This window comes from Aequorivita lipolytica (assembly GCF_007997135.1).
Taxonomy (GTDB): domain Bacteria; phylum Bacteroidota; class Bacteroidia; order Flavobacteriales; family Flavobacteriaceae; genus Aequorivita; species Aequorivita lipolytica.
Map to the genome: position 1 here is coordinate 1 of NZ_VORU01000005.1, position 23,193 is coordinate 23,193.

The window sequence follows — 23,193 nt, forward strand, 5'->3', positions numbered from 1 at the left end:
CAAATCGAGACAGCTACCTGTGTAGAAGTTATCAGTTGATTTTGAATATAGAATGTAGACAAAAGCCATATTCAAATATAAAAAAAGCTCCTTCAATAAAGAAGAAGCTTTTCGTACTGATGGCGGGACTTGAACCCGCACGACCTAATGGTCACAGGATTTTAAGTCCGGCGTGTCTACCAATTCCACCACATCAGCTTAATTCGGTTGCCAGTTGCAACCGGGACTTAACAAAAAATGCCGAATTGCATCGGCATGTTGCTTGAGCGAAAAACGGGATTCGAACCCGCGACCTCCACCTTGGCAAGGTGGCGCTCTACCAACTGAGCTATTTTCGCATTTTTAAATTCTGCGCTCTAACATCCCGATAGCTATCGGGAGAGCTATTTTCGCATTTTTAAATTCTGCGCTCTAACATCCCGATAGCTATCGGGAGAGCTATTTTCGCATTTTTAAATTCTGCGCTCTAACATCCCGATAGCTATTTTCGAGTTTACTTTTAATGAACGTCACTTCCTATTGAAAGCGGGAGCAAATTTAAAAATTTTACTTCAAAAGCAAAGTCTTTTTTGATAAATTATTAATGAATTTTACTTTTTAAATTTTACCGATGCATTCCGCTGTAGCATCCGCCGAATCTCGTTCAGTTTCATTAACGCCTCTATGGGCGTAAGTGTATCAATATCAATATCTAATATTTCTTCGCGTAGCTCTTCCAAAAGTGGATCGTCCAATTTAAAAAAGCTCAATTGTATTTCCTCTTTTGAAACTGCTTTCATTTCTTCTGTCAATTCTTCGGAAGCGTGGCTTTTTTCAAGCCTTTTCAGAATTTTGTTGGCTCTTTGCAGCACCGCTTGCGGCATTCCAGCCATTTTCGCAACGTGAATTCCAAAACTGTGATGGCTTCCACCGGGAACCAATTTCCGAAGAAAAAGCACATTGTCTTTCAATTCCTTTACCGAAACATTATAATTTTTGATTCGTGCAAAAGTCTCCGTCATTTCGTTCAATTCGTGATAATGGGTAGCAAAAAGCGTTTTTCCGCGCGAAGGATGCTCGTGCAGATATTCGCTAATGGCCCACGCGATTGAGATTCCATCATAGGTACTTGTTCCACGGCCAATTTCATCCAAAAGAATCAAACTCCTTTCGGAAAGATTGTTGAGAATACTTGCCGTTTCGTTCATCTCTACCATAAAAGTAGATTCTCCCATCGAAATATTATCGCTCGCGCCAACGCGTGTAAAAATCTTATCAACACAACCCATCCGAACCGCAGAAGCTGGAACAAAACTGCCCATCTGTGCCAGCAAAACAATTAAAGCCGTTTGCCGAAGAATGGCCGATTTACCACTCATGTTTGGCCCAGTAATCATAATGATTTGCTGGTTGTCGCGATCTAGAAAAACATCGTTTGCAATGTAGGGAGCGTCGGGAGGCAACTGCTTTTCAATTACAGGATGACGACCTTCCTTTATATCTAAGTCGAAAGTTTCATCTAAAAGCGGGCGCGTGTAATTTGCTTCTTTGGCCTGCGTTGCAAAAGAACACAAACAATCCATTTGCGCAATCAAAGCTGCATTTTGCTGTACGGAACCAATAAACTGAAGCATCCAATCCACTAGCTTTCCAAAAATTTCCTGTTCCAAAGCCAGTATTTTTTCTTCGGCGCCTAGAATTTTTGTTTCGTATTCTTTCAGTTCTTCGGTTATATATCTTTCAGCGTTTACAAGTGTTTGCTTCCGAATCCATTCCTGCGGAACCTTGTCTTTATGGGTGTTTCTAACTTCTATATAGTAACCGAAGACGTTGTTGGAATCAATTTTAAGGGAAGAAATTCCAGTGCGTTTGGTTTCGCGCTCCAGCATATCACCTAAATATCCCTTTCCGTTGGCTGAAATATTTCGAAGTTCATCGAGTGTTTCGGAAAAACTTTCGGCAATTGAATTTCCTTTCAGAATATTCACCGGAGCATCCTCAAAAAGTGTTTCCTTTATTTTGTTCCGAAGTAATTCGCAATCATGCAATTGTTCGCCTATAATTTTGAGCGATTCGTTTTTAGAATTTAAGGCCAACGCTTTAATCGGAACTACAGCTTCCAAAGAATTTTTAAGCTGAATAACCTCGCGTGGATTCACTTTGCCTGTCGCTACTTTTGAAATCAATCGCTCCAAATCGCCAATGCGTTTGGTGTATTGTTGGGTTTTTTCTAAAACCACGGGATTGTCGAGCAGAAAACTTACAACCTCGTGCCGACGTACAATTTTTTCAGCATTTTTAAGCGGAAGTGCCATCCAGCGTTTCAAAAGTCTGCCGCCCATCGGCGAAATGGTTTTGTCAATAACATCCAAAAGCGTAACGGCATTCTGCTGATTGGAATGGTAAAGTTCCAAATTACGAATGGTGAAACGGTCCATCCAAACGTATTCGTCTTCTGCAATTCGCGATAAACGTGAAATATGCTGCAGTTTGGTGTGCCGCGTTTCACTTAAATAATGAAGTGCGGCTCCGGCGGCAATAATGCCCTCGTCCAAATGGTCCACGCCAAAACCTTTCAGATTTTTTGTGTCGAAATGTTTCGTAAGCGTTTCAAAGGCATAATCGTTTTGGAAAATCCAATCTTCCAAATGGAAAACGTGATATTGGTTCCCGAAAGTTTCAGAAAAAAGCTTTCGCTTCTGTTTCGAAAAAAGCACTTCCGAAGGGTTGAAATTCTGAAGCAGTTTGTCAATATATTCCGCAGAACCCTCAGAAACTAAGTATTCTCCAGTGGAAACATCTAAAAAAGAAACACCGACTTTCGGATCTTTAGAGAGATTCCCGCCTGCGCGGGAACTAAAGTGAACAGCTGCCAAAAAGTTATTTGACTTCGATTTTAAAATATCATCGTTAAAAGCAACCCCCGGTGTAATCAATTCCGTAACGCCACGTTTTACTATGGTTTTGGTCATTTTTGGATCTTCCAATTGATCGCAAATAGCAACGCGGCAACCGGCCATAACCAGTTTTGGCAAATAAGTATTAAGTGAATGATGTGGAAACCCAGCGAGCTCAACATGGTCGCCACCATTGTTTCGGGCGGTAAGTGTAATATTCAAAATTCCTGAGGCTCTTACTGCATCCTCTCCAAAAGTTTCGTAAAAATCGCCCACGCGAAACAGCAGCAAAGCATCGGGATACTTTGCTTTAATGGTATTGTACTGCTTCATTAACGGGGTTTCCTTTTTGGGCATTTTTTATTTTTTATTCTAATTGTTTATTTAAGTGATAAATGTAACGAAAATGCCTTTTTATTTAAAATGAAGGGGTTGGGAATTATTGGGTTTTATCAACAATTCCCGCACCACTTTGCACCTCTGCGCCTTTGCGAGAAAAATTTGCACGCAAAGGCGCTAAGACGCTAAGAGCTACCTTTCACAATTAACTTTTAACAACTAACTTTGCCCCCTATGAAAAATCGCAAACTAAAAAACAGCGAACTGGACCGAATAAACACCGAAGAATACAAAGCTTCGGAAAAAACGCCGTTGATAATTATTCTTGACAACATCAGAAGCTTGAACAACATCGGCTCTGTATTCCGCACAGCGGATGCTTTTTTGGTGAAGAAAATATATCTCTGTGGCATTACTGCACAGCCACCGCACAAAGATATCCAGAAAACCGCTTTGGGAGCGACTGATAGTGTGGATTGGGAATATGCTGAAAATACGTTGGATGTGGTTTCAAAACTTCAAAATGAAGGTGTTTTTGTGGCCTCCATCGAGCAAGCGGAACTTGCCGTTAACCTCACCGATTTTTCTGTTCAAAAAGAATTGACTTATGCTGTGATATTTGGAAATGAAGTGAAAGGTGTGCAGCAAAAAGTGGTTACTTCCAGCGATGCGGTGATTGAAATCCCACAGTTTGGAACAAAACATTCATTAAACATTTCGGTAAGCGTAGGAGTTGTGGTTTGGGATTTATTCGTGAAGCTGAAAAACTTAAAAAGATATTCTCTTCAAAAAAAGCGGTGAAGCAATAATTCCACGTGAATCAATACAATGCTGAAAACACCAAGCACGATGGCAAACTTTAGAATATTGTGTAAAATAATGTAATGTATTTTGTTTTTTGAATACCATAAAACCGCAAGAAACACAGCCAATCCAGCAATGCTTGCGTAAAAATAATAATCCATGTAGCCTATTTCTTCCTTAAATTTTGTGATCAGCAGAAAGATTGGCGCTAGCGTTAAAATACTTAAAACCGTAAGCATCCTTTTTGAAGTTCTTTCGCCATAAACCACGGGAATGGTATTGTAACCGTGGGTTAAATCTCCTTTTAGGTTTTCGAGGTCTTTTACCAATTCGCGCATGGAAATAAGCAAAAATAGAAAAGTGGCATGTACAAAAATGATGACGTCAAAATTTCTGTAGTGCACAAAAATTGCAAAAAACGGAATAACCGCGAGAATGGCAGCCGTGATGTTTCCTATGAAAGGATATTTTTTCAGTTTATGAGAATAGAACCAAAGAAAGAAGATGTAAATCGAGAAAAAAAGGACGGCTCTAAATGAAACATAGCTCGCAAAAATGACCGACAAAAAGTTGAGCACAAAATAGGCCGATAGCTTTGTACGCTGACTAACGAGCTTGTCGAGCATCGTTTTTCGGGGACGGTTTATCAAATCCTTTTCGCTGTCGTAAAAACTGTTGATGATGTAGCCGCTTGCAATTGCTGAAGAAGAAGCAAGTACCAACATGAGCAAATTAACATCAAACAAAACATCGCGAACGCGCAAATCTGGAGCCAAAATGTAAATACTCGTAAGATATTGGGCAATTACAATTATGAGAATATTGTAGCCGCGAACCACAGAAAACAAGCTGAAAAACTTTAGGAGGAAGAGTTTTTGTTTTCGGTTCAACATAAAATTTAAAAATTGAAGGAATCAGAAAGAACTTCAGAAAAAGCTATTGCTAAAAACTATAAACCACTTCCAGTTTATAATCTTTCAAGGCTTTGCGCGCTTTATCAATATCTTCTGTAAAGCCGAGCATATAGCCTCCACCGCCAGATCCGCAGAGTTTTAGATAGTATGCGTTGCTGTCAATTCCTTTTTTCCATAGTTTGTGGAATTGTGCAGGAATCATAGGTTTAAAATTATCGAGCACCACTTTTGAGAGTTGCTTGATGTTTCCAAAAAGTGATTTTACGTCGCCTTGCAGAAAATCTTCTACGCAGGCGTCAGTATGTTTTGTGAATTGGTTCTTCAGCATATTACGGAAACCTTCCTGCTTCATATTCTCCATAAAAATCTGAACCATCGGCGCGGTTTCACCAGTGCTGCCGCTATCCAATAAAAAGACGGCACCTTTTCCATTTTCGGTTTGTGAAGGTATTCCGGCAGGTTCAATATTGTCTTTGGAATTGATTAAAATAGGAAGGCTCAAATAACTATTCAAAGGATCCAAACCCGAAGATTTTCCGTGGAAAAAAGATTCCATTTCAGCAAAAATAGCTTTTAAAGTGAGTAATTTTTCACGTGTTAGATTTTCAAGAACGGTTATTTTATCATTGGCATACTTATCATAAATGGCCGCCACCAAAGCACCGCTGCTTCCTACACCGTAACCTTGCGGAATACTGCTATCAAAATACAGCCCCCTTTCTACGTCATTTTTCAAAGCTTCCATATCAAAAGAAACCAATTGCGGGTTTTCAGTTTGAAGCGTCTCCAAATAGCCAGAAAACCTTTTAAGGCCTGCGTTTGATTTATGGGTAGATACAGTGTGGTGAGCATCAATCTTCAGCGCACCTTTATAAAAATTGTAAGGAATGGAAAGTCCTTTGGAATCTTTAATAATTCCATATTCGCCGAAAAGTAAAATTTTTGAGTAAAAAAGGGGGCCTCGCATAGATTGTGTTCTTGTAACTATAAAAATACAGGTTTTTATTCTTAAAACTGAAATCTGCCACAAAGATAACCATTAAAACAATTATAGTTTCAGAAATATATGTGAATAAATCCATTCACCAATCTCTTCAATAAACTGTATTTAAGCCTGGTAATATTGTTTTTATGAAACTAGATAAAGCATCGATCCATTGATATATCACACAAAATTGCACCCAGTGAAATTTTCTCACTCCTCTCTGAGCCTTTTATAAATCACTACTCTTTTGAGTTTCTGCTTCCAATGGAAAGAGTGACAATCCACTCTACCATCCCCATCTTGATCAAAACATTAACAATCAAACTTGGACGGAAATTAAAGAACAAGACCCGTGCATTCAAAAAAAATCGTCACAAAATACCCCAATAGAAAATAAATTGTATCTTTCAATACAATATCCCCGGCTAGGTTTTATCTTTTGAAGCATTACTGTAGTATGGTATCCATAAACCGGAAATTTCTTTTTGTCTTTCAATTTTTTTTTCTTTTCGCATTTTCCGAAGGATTCTCACAGGAAAATACTGCTACCGTAAAAGAAATCCAAAATCTCGTTGAACAAGATTCTTTAGTAAAAGCACGATCAGAAGTTTTAAAGAGTATTGCCTATTACAAAGTTGAAAAAAATTACGATAGTCTTTACAACTACATTCAGTTTGAAGGAAGTTTTAAGCTGAACAAAGGCGACAAAAAACTGGCCATTAAAAAAGCGGAAAGTCTTACCGAGCAAATAATTGAAAACGCCTCTCCACATTTTGTTGTCGAGGCTATTACTGAATTAGGCTGGATTTACGATGATGCCGGGCAACATCAAGAAGCCTATAATCTGCTTGAAACAGCCATTCCCTTCGCACTTCGCAATAAAGAACCGCAAAATACAGACGTTGCAGGTGTGGAGTACCGTCGCGGGTATTACGCCTCCAAAATGGGCGATTTTCCTTTGGCAAACAAACATTACCAAAAGGCATTACGCCTATTGAAAAAAAGCGGAAAGGAGGACTATGTTTTTTACAATCAAGTTTTCAACGCTTTGGGTGGAATGATGTGGCAGGAAGCAAAACTGGACAGTGCAAAATTCTACTTTCAAGAAGCCGTGAAGGTATTGGAGAAAACGGACGATACCGATATTATGAACCGTTATTACCGTCCCTCACTGGTAAAAATGAACCTTGCAGTTTTGTGGAACGCGTTGGGTAAAAACCAGGAAGCCATTGCAATTTCAGAAGAAGCGCTCGCCGGATTTCAAGAATATATAAACCGCTCAACAGATGAGGCGCGAACCTTTAAAGCAAAAAACCACCAATGTGTGGTTATAGATAATATGGCCACGTTTTATAACACATTGGGCGAATATTCCCGGTCACAGGAACTCATTGAATATTCCTTTGAACAGAAAAAAAGGTTATTTGAGAAGAATGACATCAACCTCATCATTTCAAATATCATTCTTGCAGAAGCCAAAACGGCAAGTCGCGATTTTGAAGGTGCCGCAGAAAATGCCGATCAAGCACTGGAACTTTTAAAAACCAGTCCCGGCGCCGATTTATACTGGGAAGCCGCAGCCCTATCAACTCGCGCCACCATTTATGAATTTATGGGCGATGTTGAAAACGCAGCCAAATTCTATGAAAAGGCTGAAACCGTCTATCGAAAATCCATGGGAACTACTTACACCAAGGATTTTCTGGACAATATTTTGGAATACTCCCTTTTTTCTGCAAAAAACCAAAAAAAGGAGAAAGCAATTGCATTGGCGAAGGAAACCTATGACTTTACGCATACCGGCGATTTTAAAAACACCCTTCAGGAATTTTATCATATCATCAATTTAGCGCAGGTGCATTACCTGCTGAAAAATTATAAAGAAGCAGAAAAGTACAGTGACGAAGCACTCCTTTTCAACGTTTTAAAAGAAGGCGAGAAAATAAGCGCTACCGATTCTATTTTAAGCCAGTACCGAAAACCACAGGCGTTGCTGATTAATGCGGCCTCAAAATATTATTCAGCAGAAAATAAAAATCCATTTTTCTTAAAAGAACTGTTGCAGCAGGTAGAAGAAGGGATTTCTATTCTTGACCAACGAAAAAAAGTAGTAACCAACCACGAAGATGTTACCCTCCTCATTACCGAAAATGAAGAACTTTTAACTTTTGCTGGAAAACTGAGACTTGAGCTTTTTGAATCTACCAAAGACCAAATGTATCTGGACAAGCTTATTGCACTGCACGAATCCAGCATTTACAACCGAATCCGTTCGCGTTTAAACCTTCGTGAGAACGTGGCTTTTCAGAATATACCCAAAGAAGTTTTAATACGCGAAAAGCAGCTGAAAGATAAAATGGTTAGTTCACTGAACGATTCCGAAAGCGGCAGCATTACTACATTTTTTGAAGCTTCAGAGAATTGGGAACGCTTTTTAGATTCCCTAAATCTCAATTTTCCAAAATACTACAAAATGCGCTATGCAACTTTGGAAGAACCTATTGATGACCTACAAGAAAAAATTCCTGAAAACACAACAGTAGTTCGCTATATATTTATAGAAGACCAACTGTATGTATTTGTGGTTTCCAACGTGCTTAAAAAAATGATTCGCTTGAATTATGCTACCGTTGCCAACCATATTTCAAATCTTAAAAACGATGAGTTTTCAGTTGAAAAAGCACGACCCTTGCTTTATGAATTGTATCGCGCACTATGGTTTCCGCTTGAAAAATATGTGTTGACCCCAAAAGTGGTGATAGTTCCAGACCGCGAATTATTTAACCTCAGCTTTGAAACCCTAACCCCAAAACCATTAAAGAATTTTCAGGAAATGGCAACAAACAGTTTACTGGCGAAGTATGAAATTTCATATAATTTTAGCCTGCTGCTCTACAAAGACAAAGGAAACGTTGCAAATTATTCTTCAGACTTTATTGCCTTTGCGCCTGGTTTTAATAAAAAGATGAAAGATGATTATAAACTTGCCATAAAAGATTCGGTAAAATTGGACAAAAGCTATCTCACGCTACTGCCGCAGCCTTTTAGCGAAGATTTGGTAAAACAATATTCTAAAATTTTCAACGGTAATTATTTTATAAATGAAAATGCAAGTAAAGAACTGTTTATAAACCAAGCCAAGGAACACAAAATAATCCATATTGGCACCCACGCCGAGAGCAATAACATAAGCCCAGAACTCAGCCGCCTTATTTTTGCAAAAAAGACAGGTGCCAAAGAAAATTATGATGAAAATTCACTGTATTCCTTCGAAATTTATAATATAGACCTCTCCTCCAATCTCGCTATTCTAACGGCCTGTGAAACTGGAAAGCCCACTTATCAAGCCGGCGAAGGAATGATTTCTTTGGCACACGCTTTCAATTATGCAGGCAGTGAAAGTATTTTGACCAGTCTTTGGGAAATAGACGAAGAATCCAGCGCCAAAATTGTCAAGCTTTTTTACGATAATCTTTCCGAAGAAATGCCAAAGGACGAAGCCCTGCGAAAAGCAAAACTAAGCTACATAGCCACTGCTGAAGGCCGAACGGCAGCCCCGCAATATTGGGCTGGCCTCGTACTAATTGGCGATACTGCACCTATAGATTTGGGCAATCGCTTAGCTTGGTGGTGGTATTTATTGGCAGGAATTGTTGCTATTTTACTGGTAATAACTATCCTTAGAAATAGAAGACAAACAAGCGATTAAAGTTGTTTAGCGCCCAAGCCAATCTCATCATCTATAATCTCTCCGTTTTTACAGAATTGTTTAAGTTCGGCTTTTATAAATTTTAAAATAGTTTCCATTTCAGCCTTTGGGTAAAGTACGTGAACATTGGCGCCCGCATCTAGTGTGAAGCAAATGTCACTGTTGGTTTCCTCTCTAAATTTCCAGATGCGATTTATAATTTCTAAAGTGTTGGGCTTCATCAATATGAAGTACGGCATCGAGGTCATCATCATTGCATGTAAAGACAACGCTTCGCTTTCCACAATTTTTATAAATTCGGAAATATCGCCATTTTCAAAAACTGGGATCAATTTTGAAAGATTGTCCTTCGCCTGCCGAAAACGCTCCGCAGCAAAGGGATGGTCAAACATTAGTTTGTGGCCAAGGGTACTGCTCACTTGTTTTTCGCCTTTATCAACCAAAAGAATGGTGTCTTGATAATTCTGAAAATTCTCGTGAATTTTGAAAGGATATTTCGTCCCGAAAAGATTGCTGCTACCGTCAATTTCTGGATTTTCGCCCCAAACAATTAGTGGCCCTTCCAAACTTCGGCAAGCACTACCCGAACCCAAACGTGCAAGAAAAGAAGCTTTTTCATTAAAATATTCTTCCGTAATATTAGGTTGCATTTGCCGTTCCATATCCATCAAACAAAGCGCTAGTGCACTCATCCCACTTGCTGAGGAAGCAATGCCGCTACTGTGCGGAAAACTGTTGGAAGTTTCTATTTTAAATTTGAAATCTTTCAGAAATGGTAAATACACTTCTATCCTTTCAAAGAATTTTTGGATTTTCGGCTCAAAGGAAATTTCTCTTATTCCGTCGAGGTACACTTCGAAATCAAATCCCTTGCACTCTGTAGCTTTAGTGAATATCCGCTTTTCAAACGACAGAGAGGTTTTTGTGTTGCAATTTTTCAAAGTAAAACTAATAGAAGCGTTCATCGGCAACTGCTCTCCATATTTACCCCAATATTTTACCAAAGCGATATTACTGGGTGATTGCCAAGAAACTGTGCCAGAAGATAAGGGGTGGGAATAGTTGGAAATGATAAAACGGTGTTCGGCCATAACGTTGAGGATAGTATTACAAAAGTAAAATTCTTTTCGGTTAAAGTGATGACATAATGGGGTTGTTTCGATATAAATATAGGCTAAAGAAGGATCAAACACTTTAAGGATTATAAAACAATGATTTTTCGATAGCTTGTGAGGTTGTATAACAACCGGAATGCCCCTGAAATATGGGGCATTTTTTTTATCCAACAGTTTTCATCCGTAATCAAGCATCCGTCCTCCAGCATCCGTCTTTGTTCTTTATTCTTTCATCTATTAAGTCTTGGTTCGTGGTTCCCTTAAGCCGTGTTTCAAAAATAACAGTGATGACATTTCCAAACTTTTTCGATGTATCTTTATAATCCTTAAAACCAAATAATTATGAAAACTTCAATTACATTTTTCGCATTATTATTGGGCGTCTTTAGCGCCTTTTCACAAGACCCAGCCATTATTTGGCAAAAAACGATTGGTGGCAACGACACTGATTTTTCTACCGCCTTTGAAGCTACTTCTGATGGAGGCTTCATCATCGGTGGCTATTCCACTAGCAACATTTCTGGCGAAAAGACAGAAAACAGCAACGGCGCCATCGACATTTGGATTGTTAAGATTGACGCTTCCGGCAACATTATGTGGCAAAACACCATCGGCGGGAGCGGGAACGATTGGCTAATCTCTATAAAACAAACTTCAGATGGTGGTTACATTGTTGGTGCGGGTTCAGACTCAAACATCTCGGGCGATAAGACCGAAAATTCTCGTGGCGGCTTGGACTACTGGATCTTGAAACTGGATACCATCGGTAACATTGTATGGCAAAAAACTTATGGCGGCAACCAGCCCGAATTTGACAATAACGTGGTCCAAACTCCAGATGGAGGCTACTTTGTGGGTGGTTATTCCGACAGTGATGTGAGTGGTGACAAAACCGACCCAACAAACGGTCAGCGCGATCTTTGGGCTCTCAAACTGGATGGCAGCGGTGCCATTGTTTGGCAAAATAGCATCGGTGGTAGTTTGGTTGACCGTCCGTCAGCGGCATTTCAAACCACTGACGGAGGGTTTATTATGGGAGGGTTTTCAAATTCTCCTGCCTCGGGCGATAAAAGCGAAAACTCCCGAGGCGGCAACGACAACTGGATCGTAAAACTGGATGCAAGCGGAAACGTACAATGGGACAGAACCTATGGCGGAAATGACAGCGATGTGCTTCGCGATATGATACAAACAGCAGACGGTGGCTACTTGGTGGGCGGTTATTCAAAATCGAATATTTCTGGAGATAAAACCGAAAACTCCCAAGGCGATTACGATCACTGGATATTGAAACTTGACGGCAGTGGAAATATCGTTTGGCAAAACACCATTGGCGGTAGTGGCATCGATTACCCGCGCGATGTGAAACAACTTTCTGATGGCACGTATATGATCGCCAGTTGGAGCAACAGCAACATTAGTGGCGACAAAACCGAAAACAGCAACGGTGGTTATGATTATTGGTTGGTAAAACTGGATACTTCTGGCAATATCGTTTCCCAAAACTCTATAGGGGGTGCCGCGGATGAAAGCGGTCCATACGTTCTGCCAACTTCTGATGGTAATTTCGTTATGTTCTGTTCCTCAGATTCAAATATTTCTGGTGATAAAAGCGAAAACAACCGCGGCCTGGACGATTATTGGGTGTTTAAAACAACTCCTGCAATTTTAGGAGTTTCAAAAAATACTTTCGGGCCTTCGCTTAGCGCATATCCAAACCCTACAAACGGAAGATTTACGATAAATCTGGGCGAAAGCTTTTCTGAAACTCACGTTACCATAATCAATATGCTGGGACAAGTTATTTTTACTTCAAAATATAAAAACACCCAAACTCTTGATGTGGAGATAAGCGGCGCGGCCGGAATCTATCTTGCAACCGTAAAAACACTTGATGGAAAACAAGCAACCCTTAAAATAACCAAACAGTAATTTTTCATTTTCAATTAGTTGAAGCCCCTTAAAATAGGGGCTTTTTCCATTTCAAAAGATATGGTTCTTTAATATTGTATTTCCGACTTCCCTTCAGTCAGGTTTCATTCCAATCCCGCGAACCTTCTGTCTTGTTTCGTGTTTCCCTTTAAGTCGTGCATCAAAAAGCATAAAATTTCCTATCTTTCACAAAAGTTTAAAAACACATTAAAACAATTCTTTAAAATAATATATCCATGAAAAATCTAATTATTCTCTTCGCCTTCGTTCTTTTTGCTGCCACCGCACAAAGCCAATCCCTTACCCAAAAAGACATTACCGGCACTTGGCTTGTTGTGAATGTTGAAAACAGCAGCAGCAACCCACAAATGGCAGCGGCAATGACCAATGCTGTTATTAATTTGTATGCTGAAAATAGTTTTGAAGTAAAGGAAAAACAGGAAAACGGTTCAGCTTACGTATATAACACCACTACAAATAAAAATGCAACTTGGAGTTTCAATCCAAGCACCCAAACCATCTCTACTACCCGCACAAAAATGTCTTTTAAAATTTCCAAAAGCGGCGACAAAGTGTTTTTTACAGAACAAGACAGCGGGTTAAAACTTGAGGTTATAAAGCCTATTTAATAGTGAAAGGAAAAAGATTCACAATGGCTCCATGAATAAAATCCATACAGAAATTTACCGCAATGGTGGTCTAAAGATTTCTGATTTCCAAACCGAGCCCGAAAGCAAGGAATACAGCGCCTGCCAATTTAAAGTAAACGGACAGATTGTAATATGCCGTACTGCAAAAATAACCCCTAAAAAAGTGGGGCAGTTCGTTACCTTTTGGAAACGGAGCAAAGTAGGAATCACCCAACCCTATTCTGAAAAAGACAACTTTCACTTTTACGTTATTAATGTAGAGAGGGAAAACCGTATGGGCCAATTTGTGTTTGCCAAATCCATTTTAATAGCCAAAGGAATCGTTACTACTGAAAAGAAAGACGGAAAAAGGGGGTTTCGAGTGTACCCCTGTTGGGATTCACCCACCAGCAAACAAGCTGAAAAAACACAGCGATGGCAGCTCGATTATTTTTATGAAATTGGGGAAATAATCAATTTTGAAAAAGTAAAAAAATTATACAACGCCAGCAGCTAATGCAAGGATCCAACCTGTGTCAACTATAATAATTCACCAGCTTAAATTATGATAACAAGCATAGCAAAATAGACAGTACTACTGTTCGGAGTATTTATAATTTTTGTAGGATTCCTTATGCTCTTTGCCCCTAAAAAAGCAAGAGCAATACTAAGAAAAGCCGGAAGCAACAATTTTATTAACTACGCTGAAATTACAATCCGACTAATCCCAGCGGCAGCAATGATTTTATACTCAGATTTCTCCAAGCTCCCGATAGCATTTAAAATATTCGGATGGATTATGGTTCTAACATCCTTAATACTCTATATGGTTCCAAGAAAAACACACCACAGTTTTTCAATGAAAAGTGCAGACAGGCTTAAGCCAGTTTATTTTCAATTGATTTCACCATTTGCAATGCTATTCGGCGCGTTAATACTTTATAATTTGAATTGGGTTTAAATACACTTACGGGCGCGACACCCCAAGCCAATCGTAACTCCATCGGCAAAACATAAAAATGAAAATCGCAACACTAAATATTGATTGGGCCAAGAAGTATAAATCGAAAAATTCGAAAAAAGCTAGTCAATTAACCAACAGAAACATGGCATTGATTTTCAATAATTTAAAAAAAATGTGCTGAAACAAATGAAATATTTTCAATAACAATTAGATATATTTTAAGATTATTTTAAGGGTTTACTATATTTGGAAAATGAAAAAGTACATCCTACTGGCATTAGGGCTATTTAGCTTTGCCGCAATTGGTCAAGAAAAACTAGATATTACTGACCTCGACGAAATTAATAATTCCATTGCATTAAAATCTCAAGAAGAAGACTACGATGGTGTTCTTGAAGTACTAGAAAAGATCAACAAAAATGACACGACTTACGCTAGTTCACTGATCAGAAAATCCTACTATTTGATGGCTTTGGAGCGGTATGAAGATGCCAATGCAACCATAGATGAAGGTCTAGCAATGAAAGTTGGTGATCTAAAAAGCTCATTTTACCAAAACAAAACGGTCTTGTTTATAAAACAGGAAAAATTTGAGAAAGCCATTACTGCCGCTGATGAAGGATTAGCAGTTTTCCCTGCAAATCATATATTGCTTTACAACAAGGCTGTTGCTTTACAAGGACGGGGTCTACTTAAGGAGGCGGTTAAAGCCTTAGAACAAGTAATTGCTATGAGTCCTTTTTATGCCAAAGCATACATACAACTTGGTTCTATTTATTATGCTCAGGAGCGCCCTACGCAAGCATTAATGGCATATAACTTAGCACTTATGGTAGAGCCAGACGGTGAAAGTTCATTTGAGAGACTTAAGGCGATCAACACAATGTTTAGTTCAGAGAATGAAAACAAGCGAACTCCCGATCTAGTGCTTTCTGAAGACGATAAGGCTTTTGACGACATTGATCTGATAATAAGCAACCGGATTGCCCTAAACAAAAATTATAAAATAGATAATGATCTGGATTTTGAATTGACCAAACAAAATCACGCACTCTTGGTCAAGCTTGAGGATTATAAAGGCAAAGGCGGTTTTTGGAGTGAAAAAGTCGTTCCCTTTTTTCAGTGGATTCAGGATTCTAAAAATTTTGATGCTTTTAGCTATACCATTTCCTATTCCATAGAAAATGAAAAGTTTAAAAAGATTGTTGAGAAAAAAACTAAGGAGGTTAAGGAATTTATAAGAGTCGCAATTCCGGCTTGGACTACAATTACCAGAACTGATAATAAAGCACTTTCTAGTGACAAAACAGTTCAATACGTATATGACGGGAGTTCACTTTCCCTAAGCGCTATGGGTACTATGGAAGGTGACGAAAAACAAACTGGAGACTGGTTTTATTTTAATGAACAGGGAAGAATGGTCACCGAAGCACATTATGATGGGAATGGAGAGCGCACAGGTAATTGGAAATGGTACAACGATCACTTAGAACTTAGAGAATCTGCCATTTATAAAGATGGCGAGCTGGAAGGGAAGAACACTATTTTCTACCCTAACGGGCAGTTGTCTATCAAGGCATTTTACAAAGATGGCGAACTTAATGGCGAATACCTCTATTACAACGAGAAGGGCGCGCTGAAACAAAAAAAATATTACGAAGCTGGAAAACTGACAGGTACCTTCACCTCTTACTTTAGTGTAGGCGAAGAAATTCCAGAATTTATTATCCCTTACAAAGAAGACGAGGTACAAGAGAAAGCCAGCGAGTATTATGCCAACGGAAAACTATATTCTGAAATTCCCTTTCAAGATGGAAATCGACATGGTAAAGAAAAAACATTCCATTTAAATGGTAATGTATTGAATGAGTTCACTTATGTAGACGGTAAGCTTCAAGGGAGCTATAAATCATATCATAAAAATGGTAAAATTTCTGAAGTAGGCACGTATGAGGAAGATCTTTTACAAGGATCTTATACCTCCTATTATCCGGATGAAACATTAAAAAGTGAGGCCCGCTATGTAGATAATTCCCTTGACGGAAGCTTCACGTTTTACGATTATGATGGCAAAAAATATTATAACTATACTTACAAAAGGGGAGATATCATTGATTATAGGTTTTTCAATAAAAAGGGTGAAGTCTTAAAAGAAGGAAAAAAACGAGGAGGCGAATTCTATTACAACGGTTTTGCCGCTAACGGAAATCTTACTTCTGAAGGGCTCTATGATGTTTCAGGTGGACGAAAAGGAGAATGGAAATATTATGGCCAAAATGGTAATTTAATGGCAAAAGGCACTTTTGAGGATGATTTGACAAAAGGAATTTATACTTCATACTTTCCTAACGGAACGACAGAATGGATAGGTAATTATAGAAACGACACCCTTACCGGTTACTACGCAAACAACCATAAAAATGGCAATATAGAGAATCAAGGAGGTTATAAAAATGGGCTGCAGCAAGGAGAATGGCGTTTTTATTATACTGACGGAAGTTTAAAAAGCGTCAATTTTTTTCATAAGGGAGATTTTCAGGGAGAGCAAGAATATTATGGTATTGACGGAAAACTAACAAACACTGCTTTATACGATCATGACAATCTTATATCTGAAACTTTTTATGACCGTGACGGAAAACAATTTCAGATAATAAACTATAAACCTTCAAAAGAAGATACGCTGCTCATATTCAAACATTACAATGGAAAAACACTTACAGAGACTTCTTTCATCCATGGAATAAAACATGGAGCATATAACTCGTATTTCTTTGACGGAAAAATAGAAAACGAAGGGAAATACCTCAACGGCTCTCAAAACGGGGCTTGGACTTGGTACTTTGAAAACGGAAAACCTAAAATAGTAGCCAACTATGTTTTGGGCAGTCGGGACGGCGAGTTTGTTCGGTATTATGAGAATGGGCAAATTGAAGATTCAAATTTTTTCGAATTAGGTGATCCTGTGGGAACTTGGAAATCCTATTACGAAGACGGTACCCTTTACACAAAAACCACTTATCTTAACGGAGAAGAACACGGTCGTAAGGAGTTTTACAGTCCAACCGGAAAGCTGCAATTGATTCGCTTTTACGACTACGGCACCCTAATTGGATATAGTTATAGCGATAAGGATGGTAAAGAGTTGGCAATGATTCCTATCGCTAATGAAACGGTCAAGATCACTGCATACTACGATAACGGGAAAGTTTCCCGGGAATTGGAATTTAAAAACGGGCAATACGCAGGCGCTTATAAAACCTACTTTTATAATGGCCAACTCAAAGAAGAGTTTGAACACGAAAACGGTGAGTATCAAGGCCCAACAATTTCGTATTATGCAAACGGAAATATTAAGGAACGACAGGATTACATAATCGGGGAACTTCACGGAAAAGAAACTAAATATTATGAAGATGGCACGCTTAAGGAAGAAGCCTTTTACAAAAATGGCATCCAAACAGGAAATGCGACCAGTTATGATAAAACAGGAAAAAAGACCAAATCTGAAGATTATTTTAATGGAAAAATATATGCACAGCAGACTTTTTAGCTTTAACAACGTATGGGTCATTTTGATTCTGGTTGCAACTTCTGCACAGGCTCAATATTCTGAAATTTATCAGAAATATAAGGATAAGCATCCTGAAGCCTCTGTTGTTTGCCTAAATCAGGAGTCTAATCTTTTTATCACTCTTAACAATGGGGCGTTTGATATTGTTCAAGAGAACATAGAGGAGAATTTATACCTCAATGAGGCAGCCACACAAGGATCTCAAAAATCCATAAACTTTTCAAGCTTTTTTGAGATGGAAGATATCGAGGCTTCTGCCTTTAACTACGAAGACAACAAATACAAAGAAGTAAAAGTTTCTGAGTTTACGGAAAAAGATGAGATGGGCGAATCTTTTTATGACGATACAAAATCGATAAACTTTATTTATTCAAACCTAAAAAAGGGTTCCACGTCGAAGCTTAAATATTCCCAGAAAATCAAGAATCCACGGTTTTTAACTCCTTTCTATTTTGGCGACTTTTCTCCCATAGCTCAGAATAAATTCAGTATTACAGCAGATGCTTCGGTGAATTTAAAATTCAAACAGTTTAATACTGAGGGAGTGAATATAGCATTCACTAAACAAGAAAAACGTGGTAAGATCATTTATACTTGGGAATTAAAAGATGTAAAAGCATTCGATTACGAATCCCAGTCATCAACTTATAAAAATGTACTTCCGCACGTGGTTCCGTTTATCGCGTCCTATCAGGTAAATGGCAATACGGTACCCGTGCTTAATGAAACCAGAGATCTTTATAATTGGTATTACTCGTTAGTCAAGGATGTGAATCAAGAGCCAGCAGACCCCGAACTTATAGCACTTACTAAAAGTCTTACCGATGGTCTTGATAGTAATCTAGAAAAAGTAAAGGCCATCTATTACTGGACACAACGCAACATCAAATATATCGCTTTTGAGTATGGTCTAGGCGGATTTATTCCCAGAGAGGCCAATCAGGTTTTTAAGAAAAAGTATGGCGATTGTAAAGACAATAGCAGCCTCCTTTATAAAATGCTTGAAATTGCCGGGTTAAAAGGTCATTTAACTTGGATTGGCACCCGCAAAATTCCTTACAGTTATGAAGAAGTGCCAACGCCCATTGTGGACAACCACATGATCCTGAGTTACTTTGACGGTTCTGATATTTATTATTTGGATGCAACCGGCAGAAATATCCCAATAATGTATCCTTCCTCCTTTATACAGGGAAAAGAAGCACTTATTGCCCTTGACGACAGCAACTATCGTATTGCGAAAGTGCCAATTATTCCAGCCGAAAAGAATTCAGTTAAAGATATCACCCAACTCAAAATAGAAGGAAAGCAACTCGTTGGCTCAACAAAAGTAGAAGTGTCCGGATATAACAAAATCGATTATATCTATGCACTGGGAAATCTTAATACAAAGAGTGAGCGCGATAATTTTTACAACGATATTTTTCAGAAAGGAAACAATAAGTTTATTGCTCAGAATATTTTAGAAACCAATAAGGACGATTACGACAAAAACATGATTGTTTCTTACAAATTTACAATTGGTGATTATCTCCAGCAATTTGGAGATCAGATTTTCATTAACCTCAACCTCAATAAAAATATTTCTCAATACCGCACAGACCCTAACCGTAAGCGCGATATTGAGGTAGATTACAAAAACTATTTTACTTTTGAAACTGAACTCCTAATTCCCCAAGGGTACCAAGTAGATTATCTTCCAGAGTCACAAACTTTTGGTAACGACTTCATAAAAGCGACCATTAATTATACCCAACTTGATGGAAAAATAAAATATAAACACACCGTAACCTGCGACTTTTTAATCCTAGATCTTAACCAGCAAAAGGAAGTTAATGAACTCATCAAAAACGTTGAAAAAGCGTATAAGGAAGTGGTGACTTTTACTAAATCAGAATAACAAACTATGAAAAAAATGATCAGTTGTTGGGCGCTTTTATTTATTGCTCCCCTACTCCTCGCGCAAGAGAATCCATTTTATAAAAACTATTCTTGGGAAGAAAATCCTGATTTTTCCGTAAAGGCTTCAGATAGCACTTCAATTATTGGTCTAAAGGACAAAATTATCTCCGAATTTATTTTTGAAGGCGAGGATTTTTTGGAGTATTTCTTAGAACACAAAGCGGTGTGGCTCAACAGCGATGAACGCATCGAGGAATATAACAAAATATATCTGCCATATGATAACAACTCAGAACTTCTTGTAAATAAAGCCCGTGTAATTAAGCCTAACGGCGAAATTTTAGAACTTGACGATTCAAAAATTCTAACAGCCGAAAATGAGGAAACACAACGTGTTTATAAATTTTTTGCCTTTGAAGGCATCGAAAAAGGAAGTATCATCGAGTATTATTATTTGGTAAAACGCGTCCCTGAATATTCCGGCAAGCGACTCACTTTTCAGACTTCTTACGACAAGAAAGATGTCTCTTTTGATCTTTACTCACCTTCCAACTTAGTGTTCCAGTTTAAAAGTTTCAATGATCTGCCTGAAATTACAAGAAATACGCTCTCAGAAAAAAAACTGCATTGGACGATGCGCGCTGCAGAAATTCCTGGATTAGAGGAGGAAAGCCAAGCGGCTTATAAGGCCTCAAGCGCCTTCGTGATATACAAACTGGATCAAAATCTGTCAAATAACACAAAAGATATTACTTCCTATAGCAAGGTTTCGCAGAATCTATACAATTTCTATTATGGCGAAATTGACAAAAGAGCACAGAAAAAGCTTAATAAATTTTTGGACGAAGCAGGTGTAAAACCAGGTACGGATACAGATGAGATACTCCGAACATTGGAATCCTACATCAAAACAAATGTCTACCTCGGGAAAGGCGAAAATGTAGGCAGCGATCTAGAGAGCGTCCTCAATCAAAAAGTGGCCAGTTCTAAAGGACTCATGAAGTTGTTTATTTCACTTTTCAATACTTTAGATATTAAGCACGAAATAATATTGACCAGTGACCGTCAAGACCTAAAATTTGATCCGGAATTTGAAGCAAACACGTTTCTGAATGAGTACCTGTTCTACTTTCCAAAGACCGATAAATATATGGCTCCAACAGAGTTCGACTCGCGTTACGGTTTTCCACCGGCGTATCTTACAGACACCTACGGACTGCACATTAAGGAGGTTGCTTTGGGTGATTTTAAATCTGCCACGGGAAAAATAGAATATATCAATCCCGTTCCTGCAGAAGAAACTGTAGATAAAATGATCATCGATGTCAATTTTGATCCCGAAGATCTCACCGTGACTACTATCAAACTCGACCGTACTTTGAGTGGTTATTATGCGATGTATATGCAACCCTTTATGAACATTATTCCTGAGGAAAATAAAACCGAGCTTCTTGAAGATTTTGCTAAACGGCTTGACGAAAGTGCAGCCATAAAAAGTAAGGAAATGAATAATGCTGATCCCGCACTTTTTGGAATAAAACCCTTGCAGTTTGTAATCGATTTTGAGTCGGAAGCTTTTGTGGAAAAAGCTGGAAACCGCTACCTTTTTAAAGTGGGTGACCTTATTGGTCGGCAAATACAGATGTATCAGGAAAATGAGCGCAAACTCCCGCTCGAAGACGAGTTCACGCGCACCTACTACCGCACCATAAATGTTAAAATTCCTGAAGGTTATCGTGTCGCCAATGCTGAGGACATTAACATTAATCACTCCTTTTCCAAAGATGGAAAAGAAGTGTTGATGTTTAAGTCGTTTTATGAAATGGATGGTGACACCTTAAAAATAACTGCTGATGAATTTTATAAAATAAATAAAATTTCAAAAGAATTCTTTGAAGATTATCGAACAGTGGTAAACAGTGCTGCAGATTTTAATAAGGTAACTTTGGTTTTGGAACCCAAATAAATCCCGGATAGAAATTCTTCAAAATATAACTAAAGTTCTTTCCCACACCACAAAAATTAGGTCGTAAATAGCGGCCTTTTTTTGCGGAATGCGGAAATCCATAAAGTGAGCTCTGGGTTAAAGTGTTATCTTTTAATAGATATTGAATCGAGAATAAAATTAACCAGCAACCAATAATTAATCAGCCGTTGTAACATTCTGAAACAAATAGCGTTATATAGATTCATCAATCTAAATCCATATGCTACAACGCTTTTTCATCTTCTGCTCCGGCGCAGATACCGACATCCTTGACGAATGTTCCTCTGGCGAACGCACCAAATATGCCGGCATTGGCGCCACCGTTTTCTTTACCGCCGTTATGGCAACCATCGCTGCATCTTATGCGCTTTATACAGTTTTTGACAATTACTACTCCGCTATTTTCTTCGGAATAATTTGGGGATTGTTGATTTTCAATCTGGACAGATTCATCGTTTCCACCATCAAAAAACGCAATAGTTTCTTTGATGAATTAATACAGGCTTCGCCACGAATTGCTCTTGCAATAATCATTGCCATCGTAATCTCAAAACCTTTGGAAATGAAGATTTTCGAAAAGGAAATCAACCAAGTTTTGCTTATCGAGAAAAACGAAATGACCCTCGCCAACAAAGACCAATTGGCATTGCAATACACGCCTTCCGTAACAGCATTAGATACTGAAATTGCAGGTTTAAAAAAGGAAGTAACCGACAAAGAAACCGAAGTAAACGCGCTTTACAGTACCTACATCTCCGAAGCAGAAGGAACCGCTGGCACTCAAAAATTAGGCAAAGGCCCAGTATATAAAGAAAAACGCGAAAAACACGACGCCGAACTCGCAGCCTTAGCCGAACTCAAAAAAACCAACGCCGAAAAGATTACGGCAGCCGAAGCAAAAATAACAACCCTCGCCACAGAATACAAAACAAAAGTAGCAGACACCCAACCCATAATCGACGGCTTTGATGGTTTGATGGCACGCGTAAATGCACTGGACAAACTTCCTTTATTACCTTCGTTATTTATCTTTTTGCTTTTCTTAGCCATTGAAACTTCGCCCATCCTTGCAAAATTATTGTCTCCCAAAGGCGCTTACGATTTAAAACTAGAAGAACAAGAAAGCGCATTAAAATCTTGGGTAACCCAACAGAAAACCCAACGAGACATACTAGTAACCACAGACCGCGACATAAACAACAGAGTCTACGCAGACATTGCAGAAGAACAGGAACTTTACGATTACAAACGTAAAAAAGCCCGTGAATTGATGCAAATGCAAGCAGATGCTTTTTATAAAAAACAGAAGAGCGTTTTATAACCTTTGCCTTTATTAAAATTTTGAAAAGCTCCTCCCCTGATAGGGGGAGGTGGCATTTCATTTTGCTTTTCGCAAAATGAAATGACGGAGGGGGACAGGATTTTAGTCATTATTCAGTAGTTTTGTTAGTCAATTATCCTCA

13 protein-coding genes and 2 tRNA genes are annotated in these 23,193 nt (G+C 38.6%); 9 read left to right on the plus strand and 6 right to left on the minus strand.

Annotation, left to right across the window (positions count from 1 at the left end; translation table 11 throughout):
* Window positions 1–114: 114 nt before the first annotated feature.
* The 3 genes from ESV24_RS07650 to mutS all read right to left on the minus strand — a co-directional run bounded on the left by ESV24_RS07650 (window position 115) and on the right by mutS (window position 3,233).
* Window positions 115–198 (minus strand) — tRNA-Leu (locus ESV24_RS07650).
* 67 nt (window positions 199–265) lie between these two features.
* Window positions 266–338: transfer RNA gene (locus ESV24_RS07655), tRNA-Gly, on the minus strand.
* 252 nt (window positions 339–590) lie between these two features.
* Window positions 591–3,233 (minus strand): DNA mismatch repair protein MutS, encoded by a 2,643-nt coding sequence (mutS, locus tag ESV24_RS07660; protein WP_111814360.1) that lies wholly within the window; start codon window positions 3,231–3,233, stop codon window positions 591–593.
* Window positions 3,234–3,449: 216 nt separating this feature from the next.
* On the opposite strand from mutS, the gene ESV24_RS07665 reads away from it, so the two are divergent.
* Window positions 3,450–4,016 carry a TrmH family RNA methyltransferase gene (locus ESV24_RS07665; RefSeq protein ID WP_111814359.1) on the plus strand — a complete coding sequence of 189 codons (567 nt, stop codon included), beginning with the start codon at window positions 3,450–3,452 and terminating at the stop codon, window positions 4,014–4,016.
* Here the strand turns inward: ESV24_RS07665 and ESV24_RS07670 are convergent.
* Both ESV24_RS07670 and ESV24_RS07675 read right to left on the minus strand, forming a co-directional pair.
* Window positions 4,001–4,912, minus strand: coding sequence for a geranylgeranylglycerol-phosphate geranylgeranyltransferase (locus ESV24_RS07670; RefSeq protein WP_111814357.1), 912 nt, complete (start codon window positions 4,910–4,912; stop codon window positions 4,001–4,003). The genes ESV24_RS07665 and ESV24_RS07670 overlap by 16 nt on opposite strands.
* A 49-nt stretch (window positions 4,913–4,961) precedes the next feature.
* A complete protein-coding gene (locus tag ESV24_RS07675; RefSeq protein ID WP_111814354.1) occupies window positions 4,962–5,900 on the minus strand; it encodes a mevalonate kinase family protein in 939 nt (312 codons plus the stop codon).
* 475 nt (window positions 5,901–6,375) lie between these two features.
* Between ESV24_RS07675 and ESV24_RS07680 the strand changes: the two genes are divergently transcribed.
* Window positions 6,376–9,627: a CHAT domain-containing protein gene (locus tag ESV24_RS07680; protein WP_111814351.1), complete on the plus strand. Its 3,252-nt coding sequence runs from the start codon at window positions 6,376–6,378 to the stop codon at window positions 9,625–9,627.
* Here ESV24_RS07680 and ESV24_RS07685 read toward each other — a convergent pair.
* Window positions 9,624–10,718, minus strand: a complete 1,095-nt coding sequence (locus tag ESV24_RS07685; RefSeq protein ID WP_111814349.1) for a diphosphomevalonate decarboxylase — start codon at window positions 10,716–10,718, stop codon at window positions 9,624–9,626. The genes ESV24_RS07680 and ESV24_RS07685 overlap by 4 nt on opposite strands.
* Before the next feature lie 366 nt (window positions 10,719–11,084).
* On the opposite strand from ESV24_RS07685, the gene ESV24_RS07690 reads away from it, so the two are divergent.
* The 7 genes from ESV24_RS07690 (at window position 11,085) to ESV24_RS07725 (ending at window position 23,051) form a co-directional block, all read left to right on the plus strand.
* Window positions 11,085–12,674: a T9SS type A sorting domain-containing protein gene (locus ESV24_RS07690; protein WP_111814347.1), complete on the plus strand. Its 1,590-nt coding sequence runs from the start codon at window positions 11,085–11,087 to the stop codon at window positions 12,672–12,674.
* A gap of 236 nt (window positions 12,675–12,910) precedes the next feature.
* Entirely contained in the window at window positions 12,911–13,303 is a 393-nt protein-coding gene (locus ESV24_RS07695) for a DUF2147 domain-containing protein (protein WP_111814345.1), read from the plus strand.
* A 31-nt stretch (window positions 13,304–13,334) separates the two neighbouring features.
* Window positions 13,335–13,820: a MepB family protein gene (locus ESV24_RS07700; protein ID WP_111814343.1), complete on the plus strand. Its 486-nt coding sequence runs from the start codon at window positions 13,335–13,337 to the stop codon at window positions 13,818–13,820.
* A 700-nt stretch (window positions 13,821–14,520) separates the two neighbouring features.
* Complete coding sequence (locus tag ESV24_RS07710; RefSeq protein ID WP_111814341.1) at window positions 14,521–17,820, plus strand: tetratricopeptide repeat protein; 3,300 nt, start codon at window positions 14,521–14,523, stop codon at window positions 17,818–17,820.
* Window positions 17,717–19,741: a DUF3857 domain-containing protein gene (locus ESV24_RS07715; protein ID WP_235003973.1), complete on the plus strand. Its 2,025-nt coding sequence runs from the start codon at window positions 17,717–17,719 to the stop codon at window positions 19,739–19,741. Before ESV24_RS07710 ends, ESV24_RS07715 begins: the two co-directional genes overlap by 104 nt.
* Window positions 19,742–19,747: 6 nt before the next feature.
* Window positions 19,748–21,709, plus strand: coding sequence for a DUF3857 domain-containing protein (locus ESV24_RS07720; protein ID WP_111814339.1), 1,962 nt, complete (start codon window positions 19,748–19,750; stop codon window positions 21,707–21,709).
* A gap of 241 nt (window positions 21,710–21,950) precedes the next feature.
* Window positions 21,951–23,051 carry a DUF4407 domain-containing protein gene (locus ESV24_RS07725; RefSeq protein ID WP_111814337.1) on the plus strand — a complete coding sequence of 367 codons (1,101 nt, stop codon included), beginning with the start codon at window positions 21,951–21,953 and terminating at the stop codon, window positions 23,049–23,051.
* Window positions 23,052–23,193 lie beyond the last annotated feature (142 nt).

What these genes read in the sequence shown, in the direction of transcription:
- ESV24_RS07715 (WP_235003973.1), top strand. Translation starts at nt 17,717, where the DNA reads ATGGCATCCAAACAGGAAATGCGACCAGTTATGATAAAACAGGAAAAA.
- ESV24_RS07725 (WP_111814337.1), top strand. Translation starts at nt 21,951, where the DNA reads ATGCTACAACGCTTTTTCATCTTCTGCTCCGGCGCAGATACCGACATC.
- ESV24_RS07710 (WP_111814341.1), top strand. Translation starts at nt 14,521, where the DNA reads ATGAAAAAGTACATCCTACTGGCATTAGGGCTATTTAGCTTTGCCGCA.
- mutS (WP_111814360.1), bottom strand. Translation starts at nt 3,233, where the DNA reads ATGCCCAAAAAGGAAACCCCGTTAATGAAGCAGTACAATACCATTAAA.
- ESV24_RS07675 (WP_111814354.1), bottom strand. Translation starts at nt 5,900, where the DNA reads ATGCGAGGCCCCCTTTTTTACTCAAAAATTTTACTTTTCGGCGAATAT.
- ESV24_RS07690 (WP_111814347.1), top strand. Translation starts at nt 11,085, where the DNA reads ATGAAAACTTCAATTACATTTTTCGCATTATTATTGGGCGTCTTTAGC.
- ESV24_RS07695 (WP_111814345.1), top strand. Translation starts at nt 12,911, where the DNA reads ATGAAAAATCTAATTATTCTCTTCGCCTTCGTTCTTTTTGCTGCCACC.
- ESV24_RS07680 (WP_111814351.1), top strand. Translation starts at nt 6,376, where the DNA reads ATGGTATCCATAAACCGGAAATTTCTTTTTGTCTTTCAATTTTTTTTT.
- ESV24_RS07670 (WP_111814357.1), bottom strand. Translation starts at nt 4,912, where the DNA reads ATGTTGAACCGAAAACAAAAACTCTTCCTCCTAAAGTTTTTCAGCTTG.
- ESV24_RS07685 (WP_111814349.1), bottom strand. Translation starts at nt 10,718, where the DNA reads ATGGCCGAACACCGTTTTATCATTTCCAACTATTCCCACCCCTTATCT.
- ESV24_RS07665 (WP_111814359.1), top strand. Translation starts at nt 3,450, where the DNA reads ATGAAAAATCGCAAACTAAAAAACAGCGAACTGGACCGAATAAACACC.
- ESV24_RS07720 (WP_111814339.1), top strand. Translation starts at nt 19,748, where the DNA reads ATGAAAAAAATGATCAGTTGTTGGGCGCTTTTATTTATTGCTCCCCTA.
- ESV24_RS07700 (WP_111814343.1), top strand. Translation starts at nt 13,335, where the DNA reads ATGAATAAAATCCATACAGAAATTTACCGCAATGGTGGTCTAAAGATT.